Source organism: Marinilabilia sp., assembly GCF_016278715.1.
Classification (GTDB): Bacteria; Bacteroidota; Bacteroidia; order Bacteroidales; family Marinilabiliaceae; genus Marinilabilia.
The window spans coordinates 1-19978 of the sequence record NZ_JADQBH010000158.1 but is presented as its reverse complement, the minus strand read 5'-3'; the positions used below and the strand labels follow the sequence as shown (position 1 = coordinate 19978).

At 38.3% G+C, this 19978-nt stretch carries 20 protein-coding genes; 1 reads left to right on the top strand and 19 read right to left on the bottom strand.

Annotated features, from left to right (window positions below; genetic code table 11):
- Positions 1-343: 343 nt before the first annotated feature.
- The 8 genes from QZZ43_RS10145 to QZZ43_RS10110 all read right to left on the bottom strand — a co-directional run bounded on the left by QZZ43_RS10145 (position 344) and on the right by QZZ43_RS10110 (position 8361).
- Entirely contained in the window at positions 344-2605 is a 2262-nt protein-coding gene (locus QZZ43_RS10145; protein WP_291858575.1) for a TonB-dependent receptor, read from the bottom strand.
- 265 nt (positions 2606-2870) lie between these two features.
- The gene (locus tag QZZ43_RS10140) at positions 2871-3734 is read right to left on the bottom strand and encodes a LytTR family DNA-binding domain-containing protein (protein ID WP_291858572.1); all 864 of its coding nucleotides are present in this window, start codon (positions 3732-3734) and stop codon (positions 2871-2873) included.
- Positions 3735-3851: 117 nt separating this feature from the next.
- Entirely contained in the window at positions 3852-4529 is a 678-nt protein-coding gene (locus QZZ43_RS10135) for a DUF2461 domain-containing protein (protein ID WP_291858569.1), read from the bottom strand.
- Positions 4530-4751: 222 nt separating this feature from the next.
- Positions 4752-5540 carry an alpha/beta hydrolase gene (locus tag QZZ43_RS10130; protein WP_291858564.1) on the bottom strand — a complete coding sequence of 263 codons (789 nt, stop codon included), beginning with the start codon at positions 5538-5540 and terminating at the stop codon, positions 4752-4754.
- Positions 5534-6211 carry a hypothetical protein gene (locus QZZ43_RS10125; protein WP_291858561.1) on the bottom strand — a complete coding sequence of 226 codons (678 nt, stop codon included), beginning with the start codon at positions 6209-6211 and terminating at the stop codon, positions 5534-5536. The genes QZZ43_RS10130 and QZZ43_RS10125 overlap by 7 nt, the downstream gene beginning before the upstream one ends.
- Before the next feature lie 272 nt (positions 6212-6483).
- On the bottom strand, positions 6484-6573 hold the full coding sequence (locus QZZ43_RS10120; protein ID WP_291858589.1) for a hypothetical protein: 90 nt from the start codon (positions 6571-6573) through the stop codon (positions 6484-6486).
- Positions 6563-6805: a hypothetical protein gene (locus QZZ43_RS10115; protein WP_291858558.1), complete on the bottom strand. Its 243-nt coding sequence runs from the start codon at positions 6803-6805 to the stop codon at positions 6563-6565. The genes QZZ43_RS10120 and QZZ43_RS10115 overlap by 11 nt, the downstream gene beginning before the upstream one ends.
- A 137-nt stretch (positions 6806-6942) precedes the next feature.
- Positions 6943-8361: a beta-lactamase family protein gene (locus tag QZZ43_RS10110; protein ID WP_291858555.1), complete on the bottom strand. Its 1419-nt coding sequence runs from the start codon at positions 8359-8361 to the stop codon at positions 6943-6945.
- Between the two features lie 201 nt (positions 8362-8562).
- Here QZZ43_RS10110 and QZZ43_RS10105 point away from each other — a divergent pair, with 201 nt between their 5' ends.
- Positions 8563-8781, top strand: coding sequence for a hypothetical protein (locus QZZ43_RS10105; protein ID WP_291858552.1), 219 nt, complete (start codon positions 8563-8565; stop codon positions 8779-8781).
- A 430-nt stretch (positions 8782-9211) separates the two neighbouring features.
- Here QZZ43_RS10105 and QZZ43_RS10100 read toward each other — a convergent pair whose 3' ends face one another.
- The 11 genes from QZZ43_RS10100 to QZZ43_RS10050 form a co-directional block, all read right to left on the bottom strand.
- Positions 9212-11182, bottom strand: coding sequence for a T9SS type A sorting domain-containing protein (locus tag QZZ43_RS10100; RefSeq protein ID WP_291858548.1), 1971 nt, complete (start codon positions 11180-11182; stop codon positions 9212-9214).
- Between the two features lie 62 nt (positions 11183-11244).
- Positions 11245-12054, bottom strand: coding sequence for a hypothetical protein (locus tag QZZ43_RS10095; protein WP_291858546.1), 810 nt, complete (start codon positions 12052-12054; stop codon positions 11245-11247).
- A 46-nt stretch (positions 12055-12100) separates the two neighbouring features.
- Entirely contained in the window at positions 12101-12826 is a 726-nt protein-coding gene (locus QZZ43_RS10090; RefSeq protein WP_291858543.1) for a hypothetical protein, read from the bottom strand.
- Positions 12827-12890: 64 nt separating this feature from the next.
- Positions 12891-13463, bottom strand: coding sequence for a sigma-70 family RNA polymerase sigma factor (locus QZZ43_RS10085; protein ID WP_291858541.1), 573 nt, complete (start codon positions 13461-13463; stop codon positions 12891-12893).
- Positions 13464-14136: 673 nt separating this feature from the next.
- A complete protein-coding gene (locus QZZ43_RS10080; RefSeq protein WP_291858539.1) occupies positions 14137-14532 on the bottom strand; it encodes a hypothetical protein in 396 nt (131 codons plus the stop codon).
- 521 nt (positions 14533-15053) lie between these two features.
- The gene (locus tag QZZ43_RS10075) at positions 15054-15866 is read right to left on the bottom strand and encodes a hypothetical protein (protein ID WP_291858537.1); all 813 of its coding nucleotides are present in this window, start codon (positions 15864-15866) and stop codon (positions 15054-15056) included.
- Positions 15863-16060: a hypothetical protein gene (locus QZZ43_RS10070; protein ID WP_291858535.1), complete on the bottom strand. Its 198-nt coding sequence runs from the start codon at positions 16058-16060 to the stop codon at positions 15863-15865. Before QZZ43_RS10070 ends, QZZ43_RS10075 begins: the two co-directional genes overlap by 4 nt.
- Before the next feature lie 318 nt (positions 16061-16378).
- Positions 16379-17206, bottom strand: a complete 828-nt coding sequence (locus QZZ43_RS10065; RefSeq protein WP_291858533.1) for a hypothetical protein — start codon at positions 17204-17206, stop codon at positions 16379-16381.
- A gap of 1 nt (position 17207) precedes the next feature.
- Complete coding sequence (locus tag QZZ43_RS10060; RefSeq protein WP_291858531.1) at positions 17208-18092, bottom strand: DUF488 family protein; 885 nt, start codon at positions 18090-18092, stop codon at positions 17208-17210.
- A gap of 171 nt (positions 18093-18263) precedes the next feature.
- Positions 18264-18839 carry a CD3072 family TudS-related putative desulfidase gene (locus tag QZZ43_RS10055; protein ID WP_291858529.1) on the bottom strand — a complete coding sequence of 192 codons (576 nt, stop codon included), beginning with the start codon at positions 18837-18839 and terminating at the stop codon, positions 18264-18266.
- A 130-nt stretch (positions 18840-18969) separates the two neighbouring features.
- Positions 18970-19800, bottom strand: a complete 831-nt coding sequence (locus tag QZZ43_RS10050) for a GNAT family N-acetyltransferase (protein WP_291858527.1) — start codon at positions 19798-19800, stop codon at positions 18970-18972.
- Positions 19801-19978 lie beyond the last annotated feature (178 nt).

Genomic DNA, 19978 nt, shown 5'->3' with positions numbered 1-19978 from the left:
TTATCCGTTGATAATCAGCAATCACGCACATACCGGGAGCAAAACTGAAAATTGTCAATACATTTTGCCTCGATGACCTGGAAATAGAGACCATGCTCAGCCATTACAGAAAAGTATCTAATGCAATGGCCAAGATCATTTTATACAGAAATAGAAACGTCATCCGGCATCGTCGATAAACCCACTTCACAACCATCCTCTCTGCAGGCGAAATTGAAGACATCTATGGGCCCCCGGGTTCGGTCGCACTTACGAGAAATGTGTAACCTTATCGCTTTTCCAGCAGATGCCCAGGAAAAAAGAAAATAATAAACTCCAGAAAACGACAGAATACAAATTGTTTCTAAAACCCTTTTTTTATCCGCTTATCCCCGAACTCATCTGAATATTCTATAGCCTCAGAAGCTCTTCCGGATGAAAACGAATACTTTATTTTAAACCACAATGGAACCCTGGAAGTTAGAATATTGTCCTCGGAATATTCAGAAAAACCATTACTTCTGATTTCATGCCCCTGATAAGTTACTCCATCATTAAATGGTACAGCACATGTAATTCCTGCCTTCAGGTTTTCGAACAAGCTCTTTTCAATTGAAATAAAATATAGCATATCTTCAAATGCAATGGCTTGAATTTGATGAACATCTGCTCTTTGCATCGCTGAAGCAGATAAGGAAAAACCATGTCCGGCCTGAACTGCCAAAGCGCCTCCCCATTCCGATGTCCAATTTTTTTCTGAAGAAATTGAATATTCTGTTAACAGATGCTTGGGCTTGGGATTTTGCCAAATCCCCTTAAAATAGGGACTAAAAGAAACTTTTTTTGAGGGTGAAAGAGCCGCTTTAATTTGAAAACCTCCCTGTTGAAGTTGCCCCATATTTTGGAACTCTTTGCTAAAACTACCATTATTATTTACTTTAGTTAATAGTCCGATAACATCAGAGTTCCTACGATAGAAGAGACCAAATGCCAGAAAGTTACTTCCTGAAACCATTGAATATTCAATCTCAGCCAAATCTGTAAATTCTGGTTTTAATGCAGGGTTTCCTTTCTGTTTGGTAAACATATCAGGGGTTGATTCCGCCGGATTCAAATGAAAAATATAAGGTCGCTTTACAGAACGCCTGTAACTTAAATTCAAATGTGAGCCTTCTTTCACTTCATATCTTAGTGTTACAAACGGGAAAATGGACAGATCTTCCTTCATGTCGCTCTCCCCGGAAACAATTAATGAATACTCAGTTCGGACTCCCGCTTTCATCTCCCATCGATTCAAATTCCGGCTAATGGAACCGAAAGCTGACCATATTTCTTCTCTGTATCCGGCCTTCCTTGAAATGGCATCGTTAATATCTCTAAACCGTCCTTCTACGCCAACTTCTCCCTCATAATTTTCTTTAATTGGAGTTTGATATCTGATTCGTCCTAGGTAAGCCTTTTCTTCGGGCTTGGATCGGTTCTCCCTTTCTTCTCCACCCTTTTTCTGGTGGTACAAAGTCATCCAATGTGCCTTCGATTGATAATACCCCGTCTCCACAAAAAGCCCATGTCCTTCTTGGGAAAATAGATGCTTAAAATACAGAGTACTTCCAATGGCCAGATTTTCGTCTGTATCATCTTTTTCGTAATTTTTTATTATTGAGGCATCATTTTTCGTTTCTTTCCTGGACTTAATCTGTCCATCCTGTTCATTAGAATAGGGGTTTATAAAACCATAAAAATTCAACCGATTCCAATCATCAATTAACCAATCAACACCGGCCATTGCTTTATGCGACCAGTTTTTCTGTTCCAGCATTTGCCGGGTACTTAAAATGGATGCTGTCCCATCTTCAAAAATCGTCTTCGTGTTGTTGCCCTCAATGTCAAAATAACTGAATTCACCTTTGTATGATCCGAAAATATTCAGATTATCGTGGTTGTAATGTAATCCTGCTGAAGGATAAGCATACACTTCTTTTTGGCTTACTGGTATTTCTCCATACAAATGCCCGCTTATACCTTTCCTGGTATTCTTTGTTGTGATAATATTAACGACCGCACCAACATCGGATCTGTACTCTGTTCCTGGTTGGCGATCAATTTCAAGTTTATCTATCAGTTCGGAATCTATCTGTCCCAGATAATCAGTTGTTCGCTCCACGCCATCCACCAGCACAAGAATATTCTCCTCCCCTTCAATAGAAATTTTTTGCATCATGTCCACCTGAATTCCGGGCACAAACTTCATTACATCTATTCCTGTGGCTGAAGATTTCTGAATATTCTGGTTAACAAAATAGGTGGTAGTCCCGTTTCTCCCCGATGCCCGAATCCGTGTCTGTTCTGCCCGGACTTCTTTTAAGGCATAGCTTTGGGGACTCAAAGAAATCGTTCCGACATCCGGTTTTTCTTTTTCAAAAGTCAACTCCCTGGATTCCGGAAGATACCCCAGGCAACTTACTTTCAACAAATATCTAGTTCCAGGTTCTGCAGGGATGGAAAATCTTCCGTCACTTCCGGTAATTGTACCTGTAACCATCAAAGTATCCGGCAATTCAAATACGCCCACATTAACGAATTCAATCGGTAAATCTTCCTCATCTGTTACCTGTCCGTTAATCACACTTGAAGTTTGTCCCCAAATTGCGTTTACTCTAATTAAAATCAAAAAAATAACAATGAATGCTTTACTCCTTTTCATCTCAAATTCAATATTGCAGTTAAACACAAAAAATTATTAGTCACAACATGACTGGTTCTCTCTGCAAATTGACAAAAGAAGTATGGGCCCTCAAAGGAATTGGGACACTTGGAAAGAAATTGTGACAGATGGAAAAGTCATCAAAAATAACTGTGACGGATGGATAAAAGTTGTGATAATTGGCAAACTAATCTACATAAGCCAAAAGACTATCCAGCTTTTTAATATTCTGACGAGAAACCGGAATCTGGTCGACACAATCAAACAGTTCAAGCCTGTAACCGAGACTGTTGCCCCTTTTTTCCTTTATTTGCCGGGTATTTACAATAAATGCCCGGTGACAACGAAAATATGCTGGTACGCTCTCCAATTGCTTATCAATATCGCTTATCGAATTGCGAATGGCTACTCTCTTTGTTTTCCCTTCTTGCCATAAATGAAAGACCACATAATTTCCTTCGGACGTGGCAAATAAAAATTCATCTTCGAAAAACTGGAGTGATTCTTTTTTAAGTTTGGAAGAAATATGAATCTTTGTCCTGATTGCATTTTCACCTTCTTCTGAATTTTCTGAGACGAAATCGCTTTTGCGAAACAACTCCTTCAAATGAAATGACGTAAAATATAAAAAGGGAACCAGTGCAACCAGGGCCGTTCGGTGAAAAGAATCCCAAAATGTGGGAACATTCCAACGCGACACTTCACCGGATTCTTCAACTCCAAATGCCATCAGATAAACTGCAATTCCCATGCTCGAAACAACAATCAATATAAAAAGAAACTCACGACTCATGGTCCATTGAGTTGTGAGCCCAAACCATTCGGTACGTTTCAAAAGAACGATAGTCCCCCAGGCGGCGAGGGTGGCTCCCAGGGAATAAACGAGCATGGTAATCTCAAACCCAATGGAAAGGGCTTCATGAGTGTTCAGTGGACGATACAATATCGTAAACAGAAGTAAAAAAAGGAAAAGTACAAACGCTCCTCTTAAAGGATAACGAAAAATATAATTCTGGGTATAGGGCCGGTCAAAATATTTAAATCTGAACATGGGAATTCTGGTTTTCCTTTAAAGCAAAGTTACTTCATCAATTCTAATTCCGGCAATTTCCCCTCTGAAAATATCCTTTCAAATTCAGGAGTGCTTTACAAAACCATTGAACCTCGTTTATTCATGAATCCCTTTCGTAATAAACCGATACAAATCTGAATGCTCCCAAAAGGCTTTCTCCAGCCTTGATGCCAGTTGAGGAGAAAAGAAGGCTTCATCCAGTTCATTACCGCTGCTGACATAAAGACTTTTCTTTTGAAGCCACTTTTGAAAAGACTCAGTATGCGTATTAACTATGGTCTTTTTATACTCTTCCCCACCCAATCGGTAAACCTTATGTGAATCGTAAAAATCAACGATTGGTTGAAAAAGTTCCGGACACCTATCTATGTGTTCCCTGATTTTAGACATATTGGCCGGTGTTGCACAATAAAACCCCATCCCAAACTCATATCTTTCCGGAGTAAAATAAAAATAAAACTCAGGAACGTTCCCCCACTCATTCTTTGGTCGCCGAAAAGTAATCCAAAGGTCATTTCGAAGCGGTCGTTTATCATTGGAGAACCGTGTATCTCTGTAAATTCTGGAAATGGTCTTATTTATGACCGGGGTGGTGTCAATGTATGGGTCTATTTCTTTCATACAGGGTTCCAGACCAGCAGTGAGGTCGCGCATAGGTTGGAGAACATGTTCCTCATAAATATCCCGACGGGCTTCGAACCATTCCTTATTGTTATTGTGGCCTAAATCATTTAGAAATGATATAGTTGTTGGTGTAAATCCGGTAAATGACATGTGACAGTTGTTTTAATGACTCATTTCTTTTAGTTTGGACAATCATCATACAAGTTAATGTTATCTACTGATTTCTTGGAAATCAAATCCCATAAAAAATTCCATCGCAATTGAGTTACTCTCAAAATTGCAAACATCCAACCTCCATTCACAGTAAACCAAATAATTTAAAAATACTATTTTGAGTATTTCTTAGTTTGTTGAGGAAACCCCACTTTGGGTTCATAATTTCTGCATTACTTCCTCCTTAAGAATCTGAAAAAACTTATACTGGGATTGACTTTCCTTCCATGGCACATGACCACATTTTTCCAGGCGAATCATTTTAAAATCGGAAAGTCTTTCCGACAATGGCTTTTCAACACCATCAGCCGGATGCGAATCATATTCGCCATGAATAGCTACAACAGGGCATCGAATGCCATCCGCACAACGAACCAGTTCGTTGGAATCCCTCAACTTTGAAGCTTCAGCCCAAACAGACTGGTAAACTTCCATATCCAAAACAACTGTGTCCTGAACATTTTCATCATAATCGTACGAATCAGCCATAGTCATTAAATGACCAAATGCTTTCATCACCTCATTATTACAACTGCCGGATTCAATCTCAGAAATCAACCTCTCAGCTTCTTTTCGGTCTTGTGCCGAGAGCCGGCTCAAACGAATATTCATCAAATTCTTATTGTATTTGCTTTCGAAAGCCCCGGCTCCTATCAGAATTAACTTGCCGACAAACTCTGGGTATCGGCAGGCAAATAAAAAGCCGAGCCAGGCTCCCCACGAATGTCCAACCAATATAACAGGAACATCGGCACTTTCGGTTAACTGCCTGCCAAGTTCTTCTAACTGTCCGGTAATACTTTTTTCCGTCTGAAGCAATTCTAACACTCCAAAATCATTGGCCAGTTCCTCCGCCACAGGCTGCATTTCACCCGAAGCTCCGGGGCCTCCATGCAACAGCGCAAGGCGAAAAGGTTGTTTTCCGTATTTCTTAATTGATTTCACCATTTCACCCCCTCATAATCAACATAATCATCATCAATTTCCAGATCATTTACAGTACAACCAAGCCTTTTGGCTTCATTTTCAAGAAAGGTCTGGTAAGCTTCATATTCATCCGTAAAAAAGACTGCTTTTTCCAACAATTCAGGAAGTTCTCTGAAAGCTTTTTTCCCACCTCCCTGCATCACGAAATCCATATTGATCTTTCTCATATAATGGTAAATATATTCGTTTGCCTCATATATTCCGCCATCAATAAATCCGATCAACTTGCGGGCCCCGATCTCATCAAAATCTTTCATTGCTTTTTCCAGCCAATACTCAACTTGAAGCAGCATGGCAATATCAAACTTGGTAGTTTCAGAATAACGCATGTTAAATTTCAATGCGGCAAGGAAAAATAAGAAATGGATCCAGGAAATCTCAGCCCCAAAGTATTGGACTTCATCAATTTCGGAATGGTCGATTTTCTTTTTCAGGCGTTGCCCTTCAAACGCCTTCCTTACTTCATAAGAAAAACTGCTGATAAGTTTGTCCCGGTTCTCCGATCCGGTCATAGTCAGGTTTCTCTCTTCTCCCCAGTATTTTCCTATAACTTCGTAAAAACTATTCAGGTCTTCATGAGCTCCCCAGAGCTTAACACCTATTCCTCTGGGAGTTGGTGTGATGTGTAGCATAATTAATTAGAGTTTATTTCTTCTATTTTAATCTCCGACAAATCCGGTCCAAAATAAATATTTTGAACCCACAAACTGGCTTGATAGGGACTGACCTTGCCAGGTAAGCCTAAAAACAAGGTTGTTTTATTGTAAAATCGTCTCTGTGGATATTCCGGCGATTGCGAACACTCATTCCGGAAATTAACGGACACTTTTCTCGAAAAAAATCGTGTATAAATCTAAAAAATTTTATTCGTCATTTCTCAAAATTTTCCGCATATATTTTCCGTTTAATTCGATGAAGTATTGGTTATTCGGTCTAAAATGGCATCCGCAATAGTTGGTTCAGCAAAACAATCATACCAGTTTTTAACAGGGATTTGCGATATGATGATGGTAGCTTTTTTCCATGCCGGTCATCAATAACTTCTGTTGAGCAATGGTATCTATTTCCTTAAAATAGCTACCGTCAGCTTTGGCGAGCACTAACTGATCAAATAATATATTAGCCGTAAAATACCTTGTGCGATGTTCGTTGAGCCGGGCAGTTTTTTTGCCTGTCCTATAAAAGGTAAGCCTGCATCCCAATGCATTGAAATACCATTCTAGCATAAAAAGTGCTTAAATTCCCTAAAACGCTGACGCCCGGGGCACATCCAACAACGGGAAAAATTAATCCCGCCACTTTTTAAGAGACAGGATTTTTTTATCTCGTGGGGATTAATTCAGCCCTGAATGTTGGCATTTCGTTATTCTTCTTCCAGTGTTTTCATTAATTCAAAAGATAGCTTATCAATATTTCCCATATTTGGATTGAAGGCAGATACATTAGATAGAATGATTATTCCATTTTTTGAATTTTCGTCAATTACCATTGATGATGAATATCCTCCAGTTCCGCCATTATGCCAATACCAAAGATTATCAGATTGAGACTTTAATATGTGCCAACCTAAACCTATATCCATATTATCATTTATTTCAAAAGTTTTTTCCCTTGTAAGTTTAAGTTCCTTGTTTGAGTAATCAAATTGAGAAACAGCAAAATGAGATAGGTCTTCTACTGTTGAAAATATTCCACCTGCACCTGCTAAAATTGAAAGCTCCCAATTCGGAACTTTTTTTCCTTCGTTATTTAGCCCTTTTACTAAATTCCCTTTTATTTTATCAATTTCTGCTGTTGAATTTTGCATATCATATTTGGAAAATACCTTCTTTTGCAGAAGGTCTTCATAAGCATCATTATTAATTTTACATAATGTATAACCAAGTAGACCTGTTCCTAAATTGGAATATTGATACTCTCCACTATTTGACACTTCGAGTTGCTTGGTTAAGTATTCTTTTAGTTCTTTTTCCTTGTATTCTTTATAAGGGTTTTTCGGATTGACTTTTGTCAAATCAAGATTTGCAGGTAATCGAGGAAGCCCTGATGTATGATTAGCTAAACTAACAAATGTTATTTCTGTGCTATTATTTAAAGGTGTTTTTAAATAATCATTGATAGTTTCATTTAGCTTAATGTTTCCGTCTATAACAAAACTTGCTAGTAGAGTGGACGTAAAAATTTTCGATATAGAACCAATCTCAAAAACGCTTTTTTGGTTATCAATTGTTGAAATAGTATCACCTTCCTTAATTATTCCATAATAACTAACCTTTCCATTATTGATTATTGCAATCGAAATTTGTGAGTTATTAGGAAAAACACTTGTATTTCCTAGTATGATTTTAGATTGCTCTTGTGTTATTAATCTGTCTTTAACGGATAGATTATTTACTACATTTTTTGTATTAACCTCTTCAGCAAATGGCTTTACAAATAATCCGTTTATTTTCGAATTATCATCTATTGATATGTTAAGAATTAAAACAGCACGTTCAAATATTGTTTTATAAGATGCATATGTGCCATTTTCATATTTTATAAATTCTAGATTAGTAATATTTCCTGCTTGAGATTTAAGACCTTTCAAAAAATCTGTCGTTTTATCAATTGGTAATGCATCTTTCATTACCTCTGCAAACATTAAAAAAATTCCAACGTAATCATCATTGTTATAGTTTTCGACAAATTTTTCGGTTGCATTTTTGTCGCCTGCTTTTTCCGTTTGTCCGAATGACAGAAAAACGACAAAAGTCAGAGCTATTACTATTATATACTTCATTGTTTCCTTAGTTTTTTTTTAATGAATGCCAACATTTAGCATATGCACTGTGCTTTGGAGGGGTGTTGACCTTGTGCGACATTGTGTATATGCCACGTTGAACTAAACCCTCCTTCGTCGGGAGCGTACTCTCATAAAATTAAGAAATCTTCTTAAATAAACCGACTTTTCGGCTCGAACTTAAAAAAAAACGAGTTAATATTGAGTCGAAAATATTTTCTGGAACAGGCCTGCGAAGCGGGGCTTGAGGTCAAAGTCGTTAGTGAACAGTTTTTGCTTAAGTCTGCTATTGCCGGAAAATTTGACTCCTGTGTACACTTACAAAGTGTGTTTCGTATCTCAATGATGGATGCACTCCGGCAGTGCAAATGGAAAAGGTATGCCTTGAATTGTCACTGTGCCCGAAAAATAATGAGGTAGTTTGGCTAAACAAGCACGTAACGCTCAAAACAGCATCAGAAATGTGGTTAATTGCAAAAATATATATCAAAGAACGAGATAACTGGAGTCAAATCATCATTAAATACCTTCCCGGAAACCGATTGAAAACACTATAGGTAAATCGTTGTTTTATAGTATTTTATTGCGAGACACCCTGAAGATTGTTTGGTTCAACAATAGCCTCCAATATCAAGCGTATGCAAGCAACGCTTGATCGGAGGCTAAATGTTTAAATGTTGGCATTAGTATTTATTCTACTATCAGGTTCTCGAGGGAAATCCTCCATTCTGCCTTGCACTACTTTAATCAACGTGATGAATGGGGTTACAAAAACAAATCCCCCAAAAACCGGGGATAATGGGTCTGAGATTATCCGAATCCGGTTTTGAGGGGAAGGAAAAGAAAACGATTATTTTATTATTAACTGTTGGTGTATGGATTGTAATTCTGTTACAACTGATATAACATAAACTCCTGCTCTTAGGTCAGAAACTACCAACCGGGTATTGCTACCATCAAAATACTTTGTTTGAGCACGGAATGAATCATAAATCACAATTTCTTTGATTGGAGAAGTCGTTTTAATATTTACAATTTCTGAAGCCGGATTGGGGTATATTTCAATTTCCACCTGACTTGCATCTGCCACACTCGTTGGTGTTTTGCTGATAAGATGAATGTCCACGTCATAGATAATATCATCCACATCAATGGAAATAGCATTGACTATTTCAGTTTCATCGCCAAACCAGGTAGCGTAAAATTCCGTATCATCGTCAGGGATGGCATAGAAATAGTAATCGCCAGGCACCAGAGACGGGAATTCAAAGGTACCATCGCTGTTTACGACCGCTGAAGCCACCGGCTGACTGGTATCGTTTACATCATAAGCCTCTACGGTTCCGACTGATAGATCTAAAGCACCTGCATGAACCTTTCCGGAAAGTGAGTAAGTAACATCCGATGCGTAGAATTCCAGAGCCCCAATGTCGATGCGATTGTTGTTAATGCGTCCACGTCCGTAAAAATCAAGTGACAAGGCTTCAAATTGAGTTTCATTCGGATTACCTGCATCAATAAGTGGTGAATTCTCTCTAAGCCGCAAATCGCCGTAAAAATCATCATCGGTTCCCCATTCGCCATCTTCCCCTTCAAAAGGTAAGTCGATAAAGGGATTTTCTTGCAGCAAAAGGTTGGGTTCGCTCAGCTCCATTGAATCGTATTCTGCGGCCTGTGAAACAGCCAGGTACTGTGTATAGGGAGGTGCTGCCACTCCATCATGGAAATATCCGGAAGACAAATAATTACCATATAGAACATTGTTCTGATAATCGGTAATATCTGCATTAGTTTCTCCTTCTGGAGCCTGGTAAGTCATAATAGCACCACCGCAGGCAATATCAATTCGGTCTCCTTGCTCCCCCTCATCTAACTTATCAATTATATTTTTCATGCCATTACTCACAATGGTAGTATTATACACCTTGCTGTTGATAGCCACCAATCCACCGCCAATGGCTGTTGTCCAATATCCTTCCAGTTCATCGGAAACATTCTCAATAAAATTACCCACAATAACACAATTAATCATTACTCCCCCATCGGAAAGATCCAGACCGGCACCAGTACCAGTAAAGAAATTTTGGTTATTTATGGGTTCAAAAAGAATTTTATTTCCGGCAATCAGGCAATTGCGCAAAGAACCTCCTTCACTAAAGCAGGCACCGCCCCCGTTGATATTTACCTGGTAAGAGTTTTTGGCAATACCTATATTGTTTTTGATGGTACAATCCACAAAATCACCTCCATTATTGGAAAAGACACCCGCTCCATATATGGTGACCTGATTAACGCCATCGTAACCATCTACCCTACGCGAAAGAATATTGTTCTGGATGGTACAATTGGTAAATGTTACGTTGCCTCCCTCAATCATATCAATATAGACACCTCCTCCTTGATAGGAAGGAAAACTCTCGCTGGAATAGGCCTCCCTATCAGTACTTCCATGCTGGATAATTAAATTGGACAGGTTAACATCTTTGTCTGCCACCCCAATCACTGTAAAAATGCGGGTATAAAGTCCGTCATCGTCGATGGTATCATTATCGGCATCCAGATAATTACCATCCAGAATAACCTTGTTTCCATTGGCAAGGCCATCGATAGATAGGGTTTTGTCACCAAGCAGGATAGGCGTTTCCAGAAAAATGGTAAAATCGCCATCGAAAATAATATTGTCGCCATCGGCGGCCTGAGCTACGGCATTTCGAAAAGAACCGTTTCCGGAGTTTTGGTTATTTGTCACTGTTATTTCTGCTCCGTTTACCACAGTAATCCAGACTATGAGAAATGAAATAATGGTAGATAACTTTTTCATAATTCTAAACTTTTATTGTTTTACCCTCAAAACAGCAAATGCGACAAAAACGCTCCCGATTTTTAGAAAATTTTATACAATAATTTCAATCCTGCTTGTTTTTGATTGAAATCCAGAGGACTGGAATTGGTATCCCAGGCGCCAGAAATTCCGCCTTGCAATAGAAAGTGACTGGATAATTGGTAATTTATGGAGAGATTAATGAGGTAGGAAAAAAAGACTGGATCCTCGTCCGGGAAATCTTTCTCCAGCGACTCCCGTGCTTCAGATGTGAAAAAATTAAAGCCCATACCGGCACCAACATCGGCCGATATTTTATTAAACCGAAAACGATACCCAGCTACAAGGGGAACAAAGAAAGATGAGAAATCGTGATAGCTTACCACCAACTCCTCATTGTATTCTGTTTCAAAAATGGTTCGTTCCACCTCTTTGGTTATGACAGAGGCTTTGGGATCGCCATCATTATACCTGAAAATGGTATCTACCACCACAGTTTCGGTTATTTGTCTTTCTACCTCCTTCGCCACATCTTCAAGGCTCGAGGTTTCAAAGTTAACTTTTCGATACTCCAGCCCGCTCTGCAAAAAAAAATTCCCCTTTGTTAGCTTAAGAACAAGGGGAACACTAAACAACCCGGAAACATGATCAACTGATTCGGAAATAATATCGGTTTCCACGTAAGAGACTCCGTTACTTACATAAAGCTCAAAAGGCTCAACATCTACATATTCATATCGAATCACCTCCACGGTTTCTACAATAGTATCCCGCGCAACATATACCGTATCATATTTTACATTGTTTTGGGCCTTGAGTTGGCTTAATGCACACAGAAACAAAAATAGAAGAATAATATTTTTCTTATCCATTGAGATTGGTTGTCGTTGTTAATCAATAAAGAGAAAATGCACGATACTATCTTCTTCTTTTTCGAATTACTTTTACTACGGTATCTCTTTTCACTACCGGTTCTTCAATTACGATGACCCGCTTAACTTTTTGTGACACGGAATCTGAAACTATTGAGTCCGCAATCGCTTCTGGTAATTCTTCCACTGATTGAAGCGGAGTCATGGGAAGAACACCTAAACTATCTTTCTGATTTTCTAAAGGAGGCAAAATTACCTCATCTATTCCTGCTGAATCTTTGTAAATAGGTAGCTCTGGTTTTTCATCTGGTGCATCCTGCCTTTGGATATCAGCGTTGTCAGGGGCCTCTTGCTCCGGCAAAATACTTTCAGGTACTTCATCTTCTGCAACGGGCATCATCACACCCGAAGGAGCCTCTGTATCCGCTCTCTCCGGAACATCTTTCCCGGCAGAAGGCTCCTGTATCGAAAGGTCTTCTTTTAATAATTCTTTAATAGAATCGTCCGAAGATTGCTCCGTCTTTTCCACTGGAACCGGAACATCCTCATTGGGCGCAAAAGGATTGGATAATAAAACACCAGCTGTAATCATAGCACCGACGGCAACAATTCCGTAATAAACGTTGAATTGATAGACGTTAAATTTCATGAATCGTTGCTTGAAAACCTGCTTTTTTATTTTTGGCCATGAATTACGGAACTCAGGCACAGTGTAATCGTCAAAAGTTTCGGACAATAACTGGTCTATCGAGTCTGTATTTTGTTTCTTCATAACGAACTTGTTTATAGCGGATGAAAAAGCATCCCAAATAAAAAAATGACAAAAATTTAATTGACTAAGCATTTCTCACCACAGTTCCAGCCCTACACAACAAAGCCTTTTTTAATAACTGTTTGGCCCGCGTTAATCTGGAACGCGAGGTTTCCTCGGCAATTTCAAGAGCTTCAGCAATTTCTTTATGTTTCATGCCATCAATCACTGCCATGTTCAGGACCATCTTAAATGGCAGAGGAACTTCAGTAAGTGCGTTAACAACATCCTCTTTAGAAAATCTGGAATAGTTGTCGTCAAAAAAACGATCGTTATCGTCGCCACTCCTATCGGCATGCTCTTCCGATAAAGCTTCACCGTGGAAATGAGCACGGTTTTTCTTCAGGTAGTTGAGCGCATGGTTAATCATTACCCTTTTCATCCAGTAGAAAAAGGTATGATCTCCCTGCCAGGTAAACTTTTCTATTTGTGAGAATATCCTGATAAAACCTTCCTGCATAACATCTTCGGCCTCATCGGGATCAACAATGTACCTTCGGCAAACTCCACGCAAACGGGGTGCATAAACACGATACACCTCATGCTGCGCTGAAGATTTTCCTTTTTTACATTGTCTTATCAACTTTTTTTCATTCATCTGTATACAAATAATTTAGGTCACAAGCTTGAGGGAATTACTATAGAACCATCGGGATTCATTCCATCCAACCAACAAGCAGGTATAAGCCTACAAAATTTTTAAATCTTACTTAAGCAACAACCTTTTTATTGAAAACGCTCCCGGTTTTGAAAAAAACTTAAGAATTTTTCCACCTAAACATTAATTGGTTTTAATAACTGGACAAAAATAGAGGAAAAATCATCCCCCAAAACCTTTCTGGGAATGGGAATCGAGATTAACAACTACGACACTGGCATCGGTTTGGAACAAGCCATAAATAATCACGTCTCTTTCTATGGAATGGGGGCTTCGTGCAAGCTGGAGGCTTGACTTATTTCTTAAAAGAGAGTGGCTTTGGTTCTTCCTTTTGTCCGGCAAATAACCCCATTCCCAAAATTCAGAAATACCCCTTGTAATTAACAGCTTCTGCTCTGCACACCTGGGTTAACGGGTAGGTCTACAGAGCTACTCAATGAGTATATTAAACTGTTTGGCGTCAGCACTATATCGAGCTTCCTAGGTGATAGAGAATTTATTGGAGAACTTGCAAATGGCTGAGACACATAACATGGCAATTAAAATTTTTCACTCATCCGTTACAATAAAAAATCTAATAGTTAATCTTAGGTTCATTCACTTTTAAATCCTGTTAATCATTTCTGCGTATCTGAAAGCTTAAATCAACAATGATTTTTGCAACTTCATTACACTCTTCAATAGTTAACTTATTCAGTGTGTTTTCCACTCTTCCACTGACCACTTCTCCGTTGAAGTCCGTTGTAGGCTGCTCTGATTTTAACTTTTCATTAAGCTCTTTCCATTTTGATTTTAAATCATCTGGAAAATCATTCTCTTTCAAAGAATGAAAACTCATAAAAGCATTCAATAACCGTTCTTTCCCACTATTCCTGATTCCAGTGTAGCATAATAAATTAGAGTTTATTCCTTCTATTTTTATCTCCGGCAAATCCTGTCCAAAATTAATATTTTGAACCCACAAACTGGCTAGATAGGGACTGACCTTGCCAGGTAAGCCTAAAAACAAGGTTGTTTTATCGTAAAATCGTCTCTGTTTGAATCTCGTGCACAAAGTAATCATCAACAACTTACTGATCAAATGTAAAATTATAATGCTTAAACAAATCTTCTGTTCAAAAGGCGGGGGGCCTGTCCGCTTTCCGGGCCGGCGGATGGCGGGAAGCCAAAATGGGCGACTTTATTACGCATGTATTTTTCTTTTCAAGGTCGTAATGAACTCGGATGTCATATTATAAGAGCCCTTTTATGACTTGGAAAATTTTCAGCTCAAGCCTCGTTTCAAGGCCTTGCGCAATGGCCGGAATTTTTGGCTTTCGCGGGAAGATAGGTTTAAGGGGACTAGTCCCGATATAGGTTTTGTAAAGTTTTTGCCAAAAAACTCACAAAAACTAATAATTCAATTCTTCCTGAATGATATAAAACCTACACCGTTTATTTTGGAGGAACAATAACTACAGCAAAAAATATGATATAGTCTGAAAATAATAACCTTCACAATTTTCATAATTATAGAAATATCTTACCCAATTATTCCGGAATCCACTCATCTCCATTCTCCTCGCTCGAAAACTTAAATGATCTGCAAACATAATCGAGGTTATAAAACTCATTAAGCTCCATATCCAAATCCTCTATTCGGGAAATTACCGTCATGTTTTCCTCATAACTTTTGGCTTCTTGAAGTCGACTCTTTATTTCATCGACAACCTTTATCATACCATAGTTCTCCAGAATTAAACGAGCCTGAATTTTAATAAAATCTATTTCCACTTCTTCAAGATCGCTCTCTTCTATTAATTTTTTAAGATAAAAAAGAGGGGAGAATAACAATAAGGAGTTTTGAATTTTGTTCAAGACATTAAGTTTCAAGTTTTCTTTCGTCTCTTTGTTAGGAAATAAGTTAATACGGGTTAAAGCAAAATATGCCATACTTTCCTTCGAATGCTTATTAAAAAACAGTTCATACTGTTCCAGATACTGGTCACGAATTACATTCAAAACATGTTGCATCCGGTTAATACTCTTCTCATCTTCCTCTTTATCAATTTTCTCAAACTGCTTCTGAATAGCAGAAAATTGAACTCTGTTCATCTCAATCTGTGCCCTAAAGGAAAGAAACACTAAAACACTTCCTACGAGACTAAGAAATGGAGCCGTTATACCTCCTATAGTGTCACCAATCTGTCCGGTACTGGAAAAATCAAGATCTTTAAAGGGTGCCTCAAATGCAGTGAGAAGCCAGGGTGTTAATAAAGAAATAAGCCCAATGATTAAAATTATTACAGCCCGATTGTCTGTCTTTGCAATCCTTTTTTGGTACTGGTTTTGAATATGATTCATCTTTGCTCTTTTACTCTGATATAATCAAACCACTCTTCGCCCATTGTTCCTCCTTCATTTCTTATTGCCGCATGCAGTCCGGAGTCATATTCCATTTCCTTATCAAACTCCCTCCTTTCATTGACAGTAAAGGTTGTTTTCTTTTCATCAATTTCACCTTTAAGCTTGTAACACACATCATAGATTCTATCCATAGTCGAAAAAATAAAGATTAAAAAACTTATTTGATATCAAAGTCGCAAGGCCATTTCTTCAGATATCACAGATGACATCCACTTCAAAAAATTCATTTCTGCACCTCAACAACAATACTTCTTTTATCTGATGCATATTTCGCATAAGCCTTTTTCTCATAACCAGGTTTACAATTAAATGGTAAAGCCCTTAAACATCTACTTAATTTTGTTGAATTTTCCACAACGAAATTGTGAAAATTAAGATTTTTACAAATCCAACAATTCGTCGCAAAACACAATTTCTTTATTGCTGAGAAGCCCATCCTCTCTTAACCATCAAAAAAGGCTCAATTGCAATTCTTTTTTGGGATAAAACAAGCCAATAATTACAAATGGATTTTTTGCTCTTCTCATATGCCACTCTCTCGTAGTACCTAAAAAGAAATGCAAATCCTTGTTTTTAATGAAGTTTACTTCACACTGTGCTCTTACTTTCTCAAGAGCTTCGGCTTCGTTGTTTTTAGCAGCATGCATACAATTCCAAAACAACGCTCCAATTTCCCAGTCTTCAATCATCAATCGGCTTTTTTTGCCGCTTTCATCAGTAAAATGATAATAAAATTTATATGGCAGTTTTGGAATCAAAATTTCCGGGGGTTTATCCTGATTAAACAAGTCGCCTTGTTTACGTAGTTCTTTCCATTCATCCTTCCATTCCGGATCATCCTTTTCGATTTCAAATTTAGTAATCGTTGTAGGTTTAAATGTTGCCAGGGATTTGTTTCGGGGTTTTTGGGAGTCGTCTATCAACTGATCCAGGTTGGTGTAAACTTCTTTCAGACAGGCTTCCTTCCTTAAAAACCAATTATGCTTAGTATCCAGCTGTCCGACAATCTCCATATCTTTAAAATCATAATTAATAGGAGAATAACTTTCCGGCCTGAAATCATCCGTTCTTTTTTTAAGATCCAGTTCAACCCAGTTATACTTAAATGTACCGAACTGTCCTTTTTTTCTTTGCCCTATTAGAAAGCTTAGAGGTACCGGATAAATCCTTATCCATTCTCCATTCTCCAGAATTCCGGCGGTACAAACCAATTCATCATAACTCCGGGAGGGCAATGGATAAGTAGTAACAGTTAAAAGAATTCTTTTTCGTGGCATATCACAAATGGATTATCGGGTAATAGAATTCTTCGAATTCCCCGACAGAATTGGCCAGATGTGTACGATGACATTGACAATGATTAGCTTCGAAGCAGGTCAGGGCTATTCGATGATATTGATTAATTAATTCAATGATGTATTTTTGATTATTGGCGGTATTTTTTAATGTGGTGGCCCGGTAGTCCGCAAAAAGGGAGTCATAATCTGCCTGGGTTTCCAACTTTTGTCTCTTAGAGGATTCAATACCCACTTCTGGTATATGCAGATAATCTATACCTACACTTGAAGTATATCGTTTCAATAACGTCTTACTGAATCCAAACTTCATACTCAACGGATTTTTCCGAACATCCACCAGTAACTTAACATTATTCTTAAGCAGTTTATTGAGATAATTCTCCAGCGAAATACCTTCATAACCTATAGTGAACAAAGTAGGTTCTGTTTGTTGCGGAAGAGCATTATCCAAACGTTCATACAATTTTTCCGGTAAAATATTCCGGGCAATAGTACTTCGAATAGCATACCAGGGAAAATTGATATAAGTATGTTTTATGAGCTGATTATTGTTCATCCCTCCATAGGTTTCAACAACTTCCTGAAGCAATTTTTGATCGGAGGTTTTTATACTTTTTAAGTAACTCGTCTGATCTAAAATGTTATAACGGTTTTCCTCCTCTCCCAAAAAGTCTCTTTTTACCATCGTATTCAAATCTGCCTTAGCCGAAAAAGAATAGCACCCGTATTTATAAGGCACAAAATCGTACTCTGCAGATGGTTTTCGCTGACTATACAAAAACAACAACTTTTGAAGCTGTAGTTTCTCTATGTCTCCACCCAACAATTCAATTAAAGCAAGTACAATTTTTCTCCGGTAAAACATAAATCAATGCTACTATATCAATAAAAAGACTTTACAATGTCAAAGGTAATAGGAAACAAACAAATCAAAGAATTTCCGGGAACTTATTCATCTGAAACCAACCATAGGCGTGCACAAATATGTCATAATAAAAACCTTGCCCCATTACAAATCCGGGTATTGGCTTCTCCTTTATGCACTATTGTGATCCGGTTTTCGATCAAATCCAATCAAACTTCTTATTGTCGCACGTGCATTTTCTGGTTCAAACCCTTTTATTCCCACAAAAGGGATATGAAGTCCTCTTTTTTCTAGTTCATTTTGTAGTTCTGTAACAAAAACACCCTGCCCCTCAACTTCTTTACTGTCATGGGACGTTGTTTCCACACCACAACTCGGAGAACGGTTAATTCCCACTATTCCTTTAATCTCAAAACCATTCTCATGATATTCCATTATCTTACAAATAACGGGCTGAATCAAATGCTTAATTTTGACTAAAGAGGTTTCCTTTTCCATTATGTTTCGTATTCGACTGTTTTCCTCCGTGACAGATCTCTTTCTGCCATTGATGTCACCTCTGGTTAAACCAATGCAGTGTAGTTCAGGGCATGGCATTTGAACTACCCCAATACCTGACAAATTAATCAACTCCACTAATTCTGTCATAGTACCTTCATGAGAAGCAGTCCCGTCCGATACAGCATTCTGATTAAATATACAATGCGCCAGGAATATTATCTTTTTACTCCTTCTATCTTCAAACATTTATTCTTGCATATTGATTTTGCATTCCTTACAAAGAGGTTTTGAGCAACCCCAAAATTAAGTCTGCTCTTAAAAAGGAAAATTGTCAACATCTCTCTAACCAAAAAAAATCTTTTATGAATAAAAAGATTCAATTGCCCAGCCGGTAATAAGGTATTTCCCTGCAGGGCTCAAACCCAAGCTTTCGGGCAAGGTTATACGAGCCGGTGTTTTCCAACCGACAGGCCCATACTGGTTCGTAACCGTTTTCAATGCAATAGTCAATCAGGGCAGAACAGGCCCTGACTGCAAACCCCATTCCCCTGTATTCTTCCTGAGTCTCAATACCCAATTCCAACGTGGCTTCATGAACAAATGCCGAATAAGCGGTGGCTGCCAGTCGACCATTATACAACAAACTATACCCCTTTCCTATATGCAATAAATCTTCGGCGCAATTCCAGAATTTACCGGGTACAACACCTCCTTTCATCTCGTGAAACAATTTCTCATTGGTCGGTACAACAGAAACCCCGGCTGGTTGCTCCGGCTTTAGTGTTAAGAAGTACTTTGGCAGTTCAAAACGAAAATTGACCCGTGTGTTTAACTCCACAATGCCATCATGCTGATCGCTTGTATTCTCTTCCGACCGGATCAGACGTCCACCCAGGAGTTCAACCAAAACCTGATCCCATGCCTGGGGCCAGGCCTGCATCCATTCCAGCCGCTTCCCCTTTTTCCCGGAATCTATCGCATATTCTCGGAATTGCCGGTTAAAGGAAGTGTTGAATGGGTTGCCAAACAACAATGACATACCATAAGGATGCAAGACATAAAATGTTTCCGGACGTTCGGGATTATCCACGTATATCTTTCCTTTTACGTGTTTTTCTGCCACCGATCGGGCAAATAAATTATTGAATTCCACCTCTTTTAGAAAGGGAAGCAATTTTGAATAATTTTCTTCATTTAACAGTTGCACAACATAAATTTTTAAAGTTTTCTTCTAATTATTTATTACTAAGTCCGCTTTATTAATCGTCCGTTAAACTTTTACAAGGGACTTTGAATCAATGTAAGCGTCCGGTAAACTACGCATAGGAAACACTCATGCCAATATCTAAGTTTGGGAAAACTAAAAAATATTGGCATGTTGAATG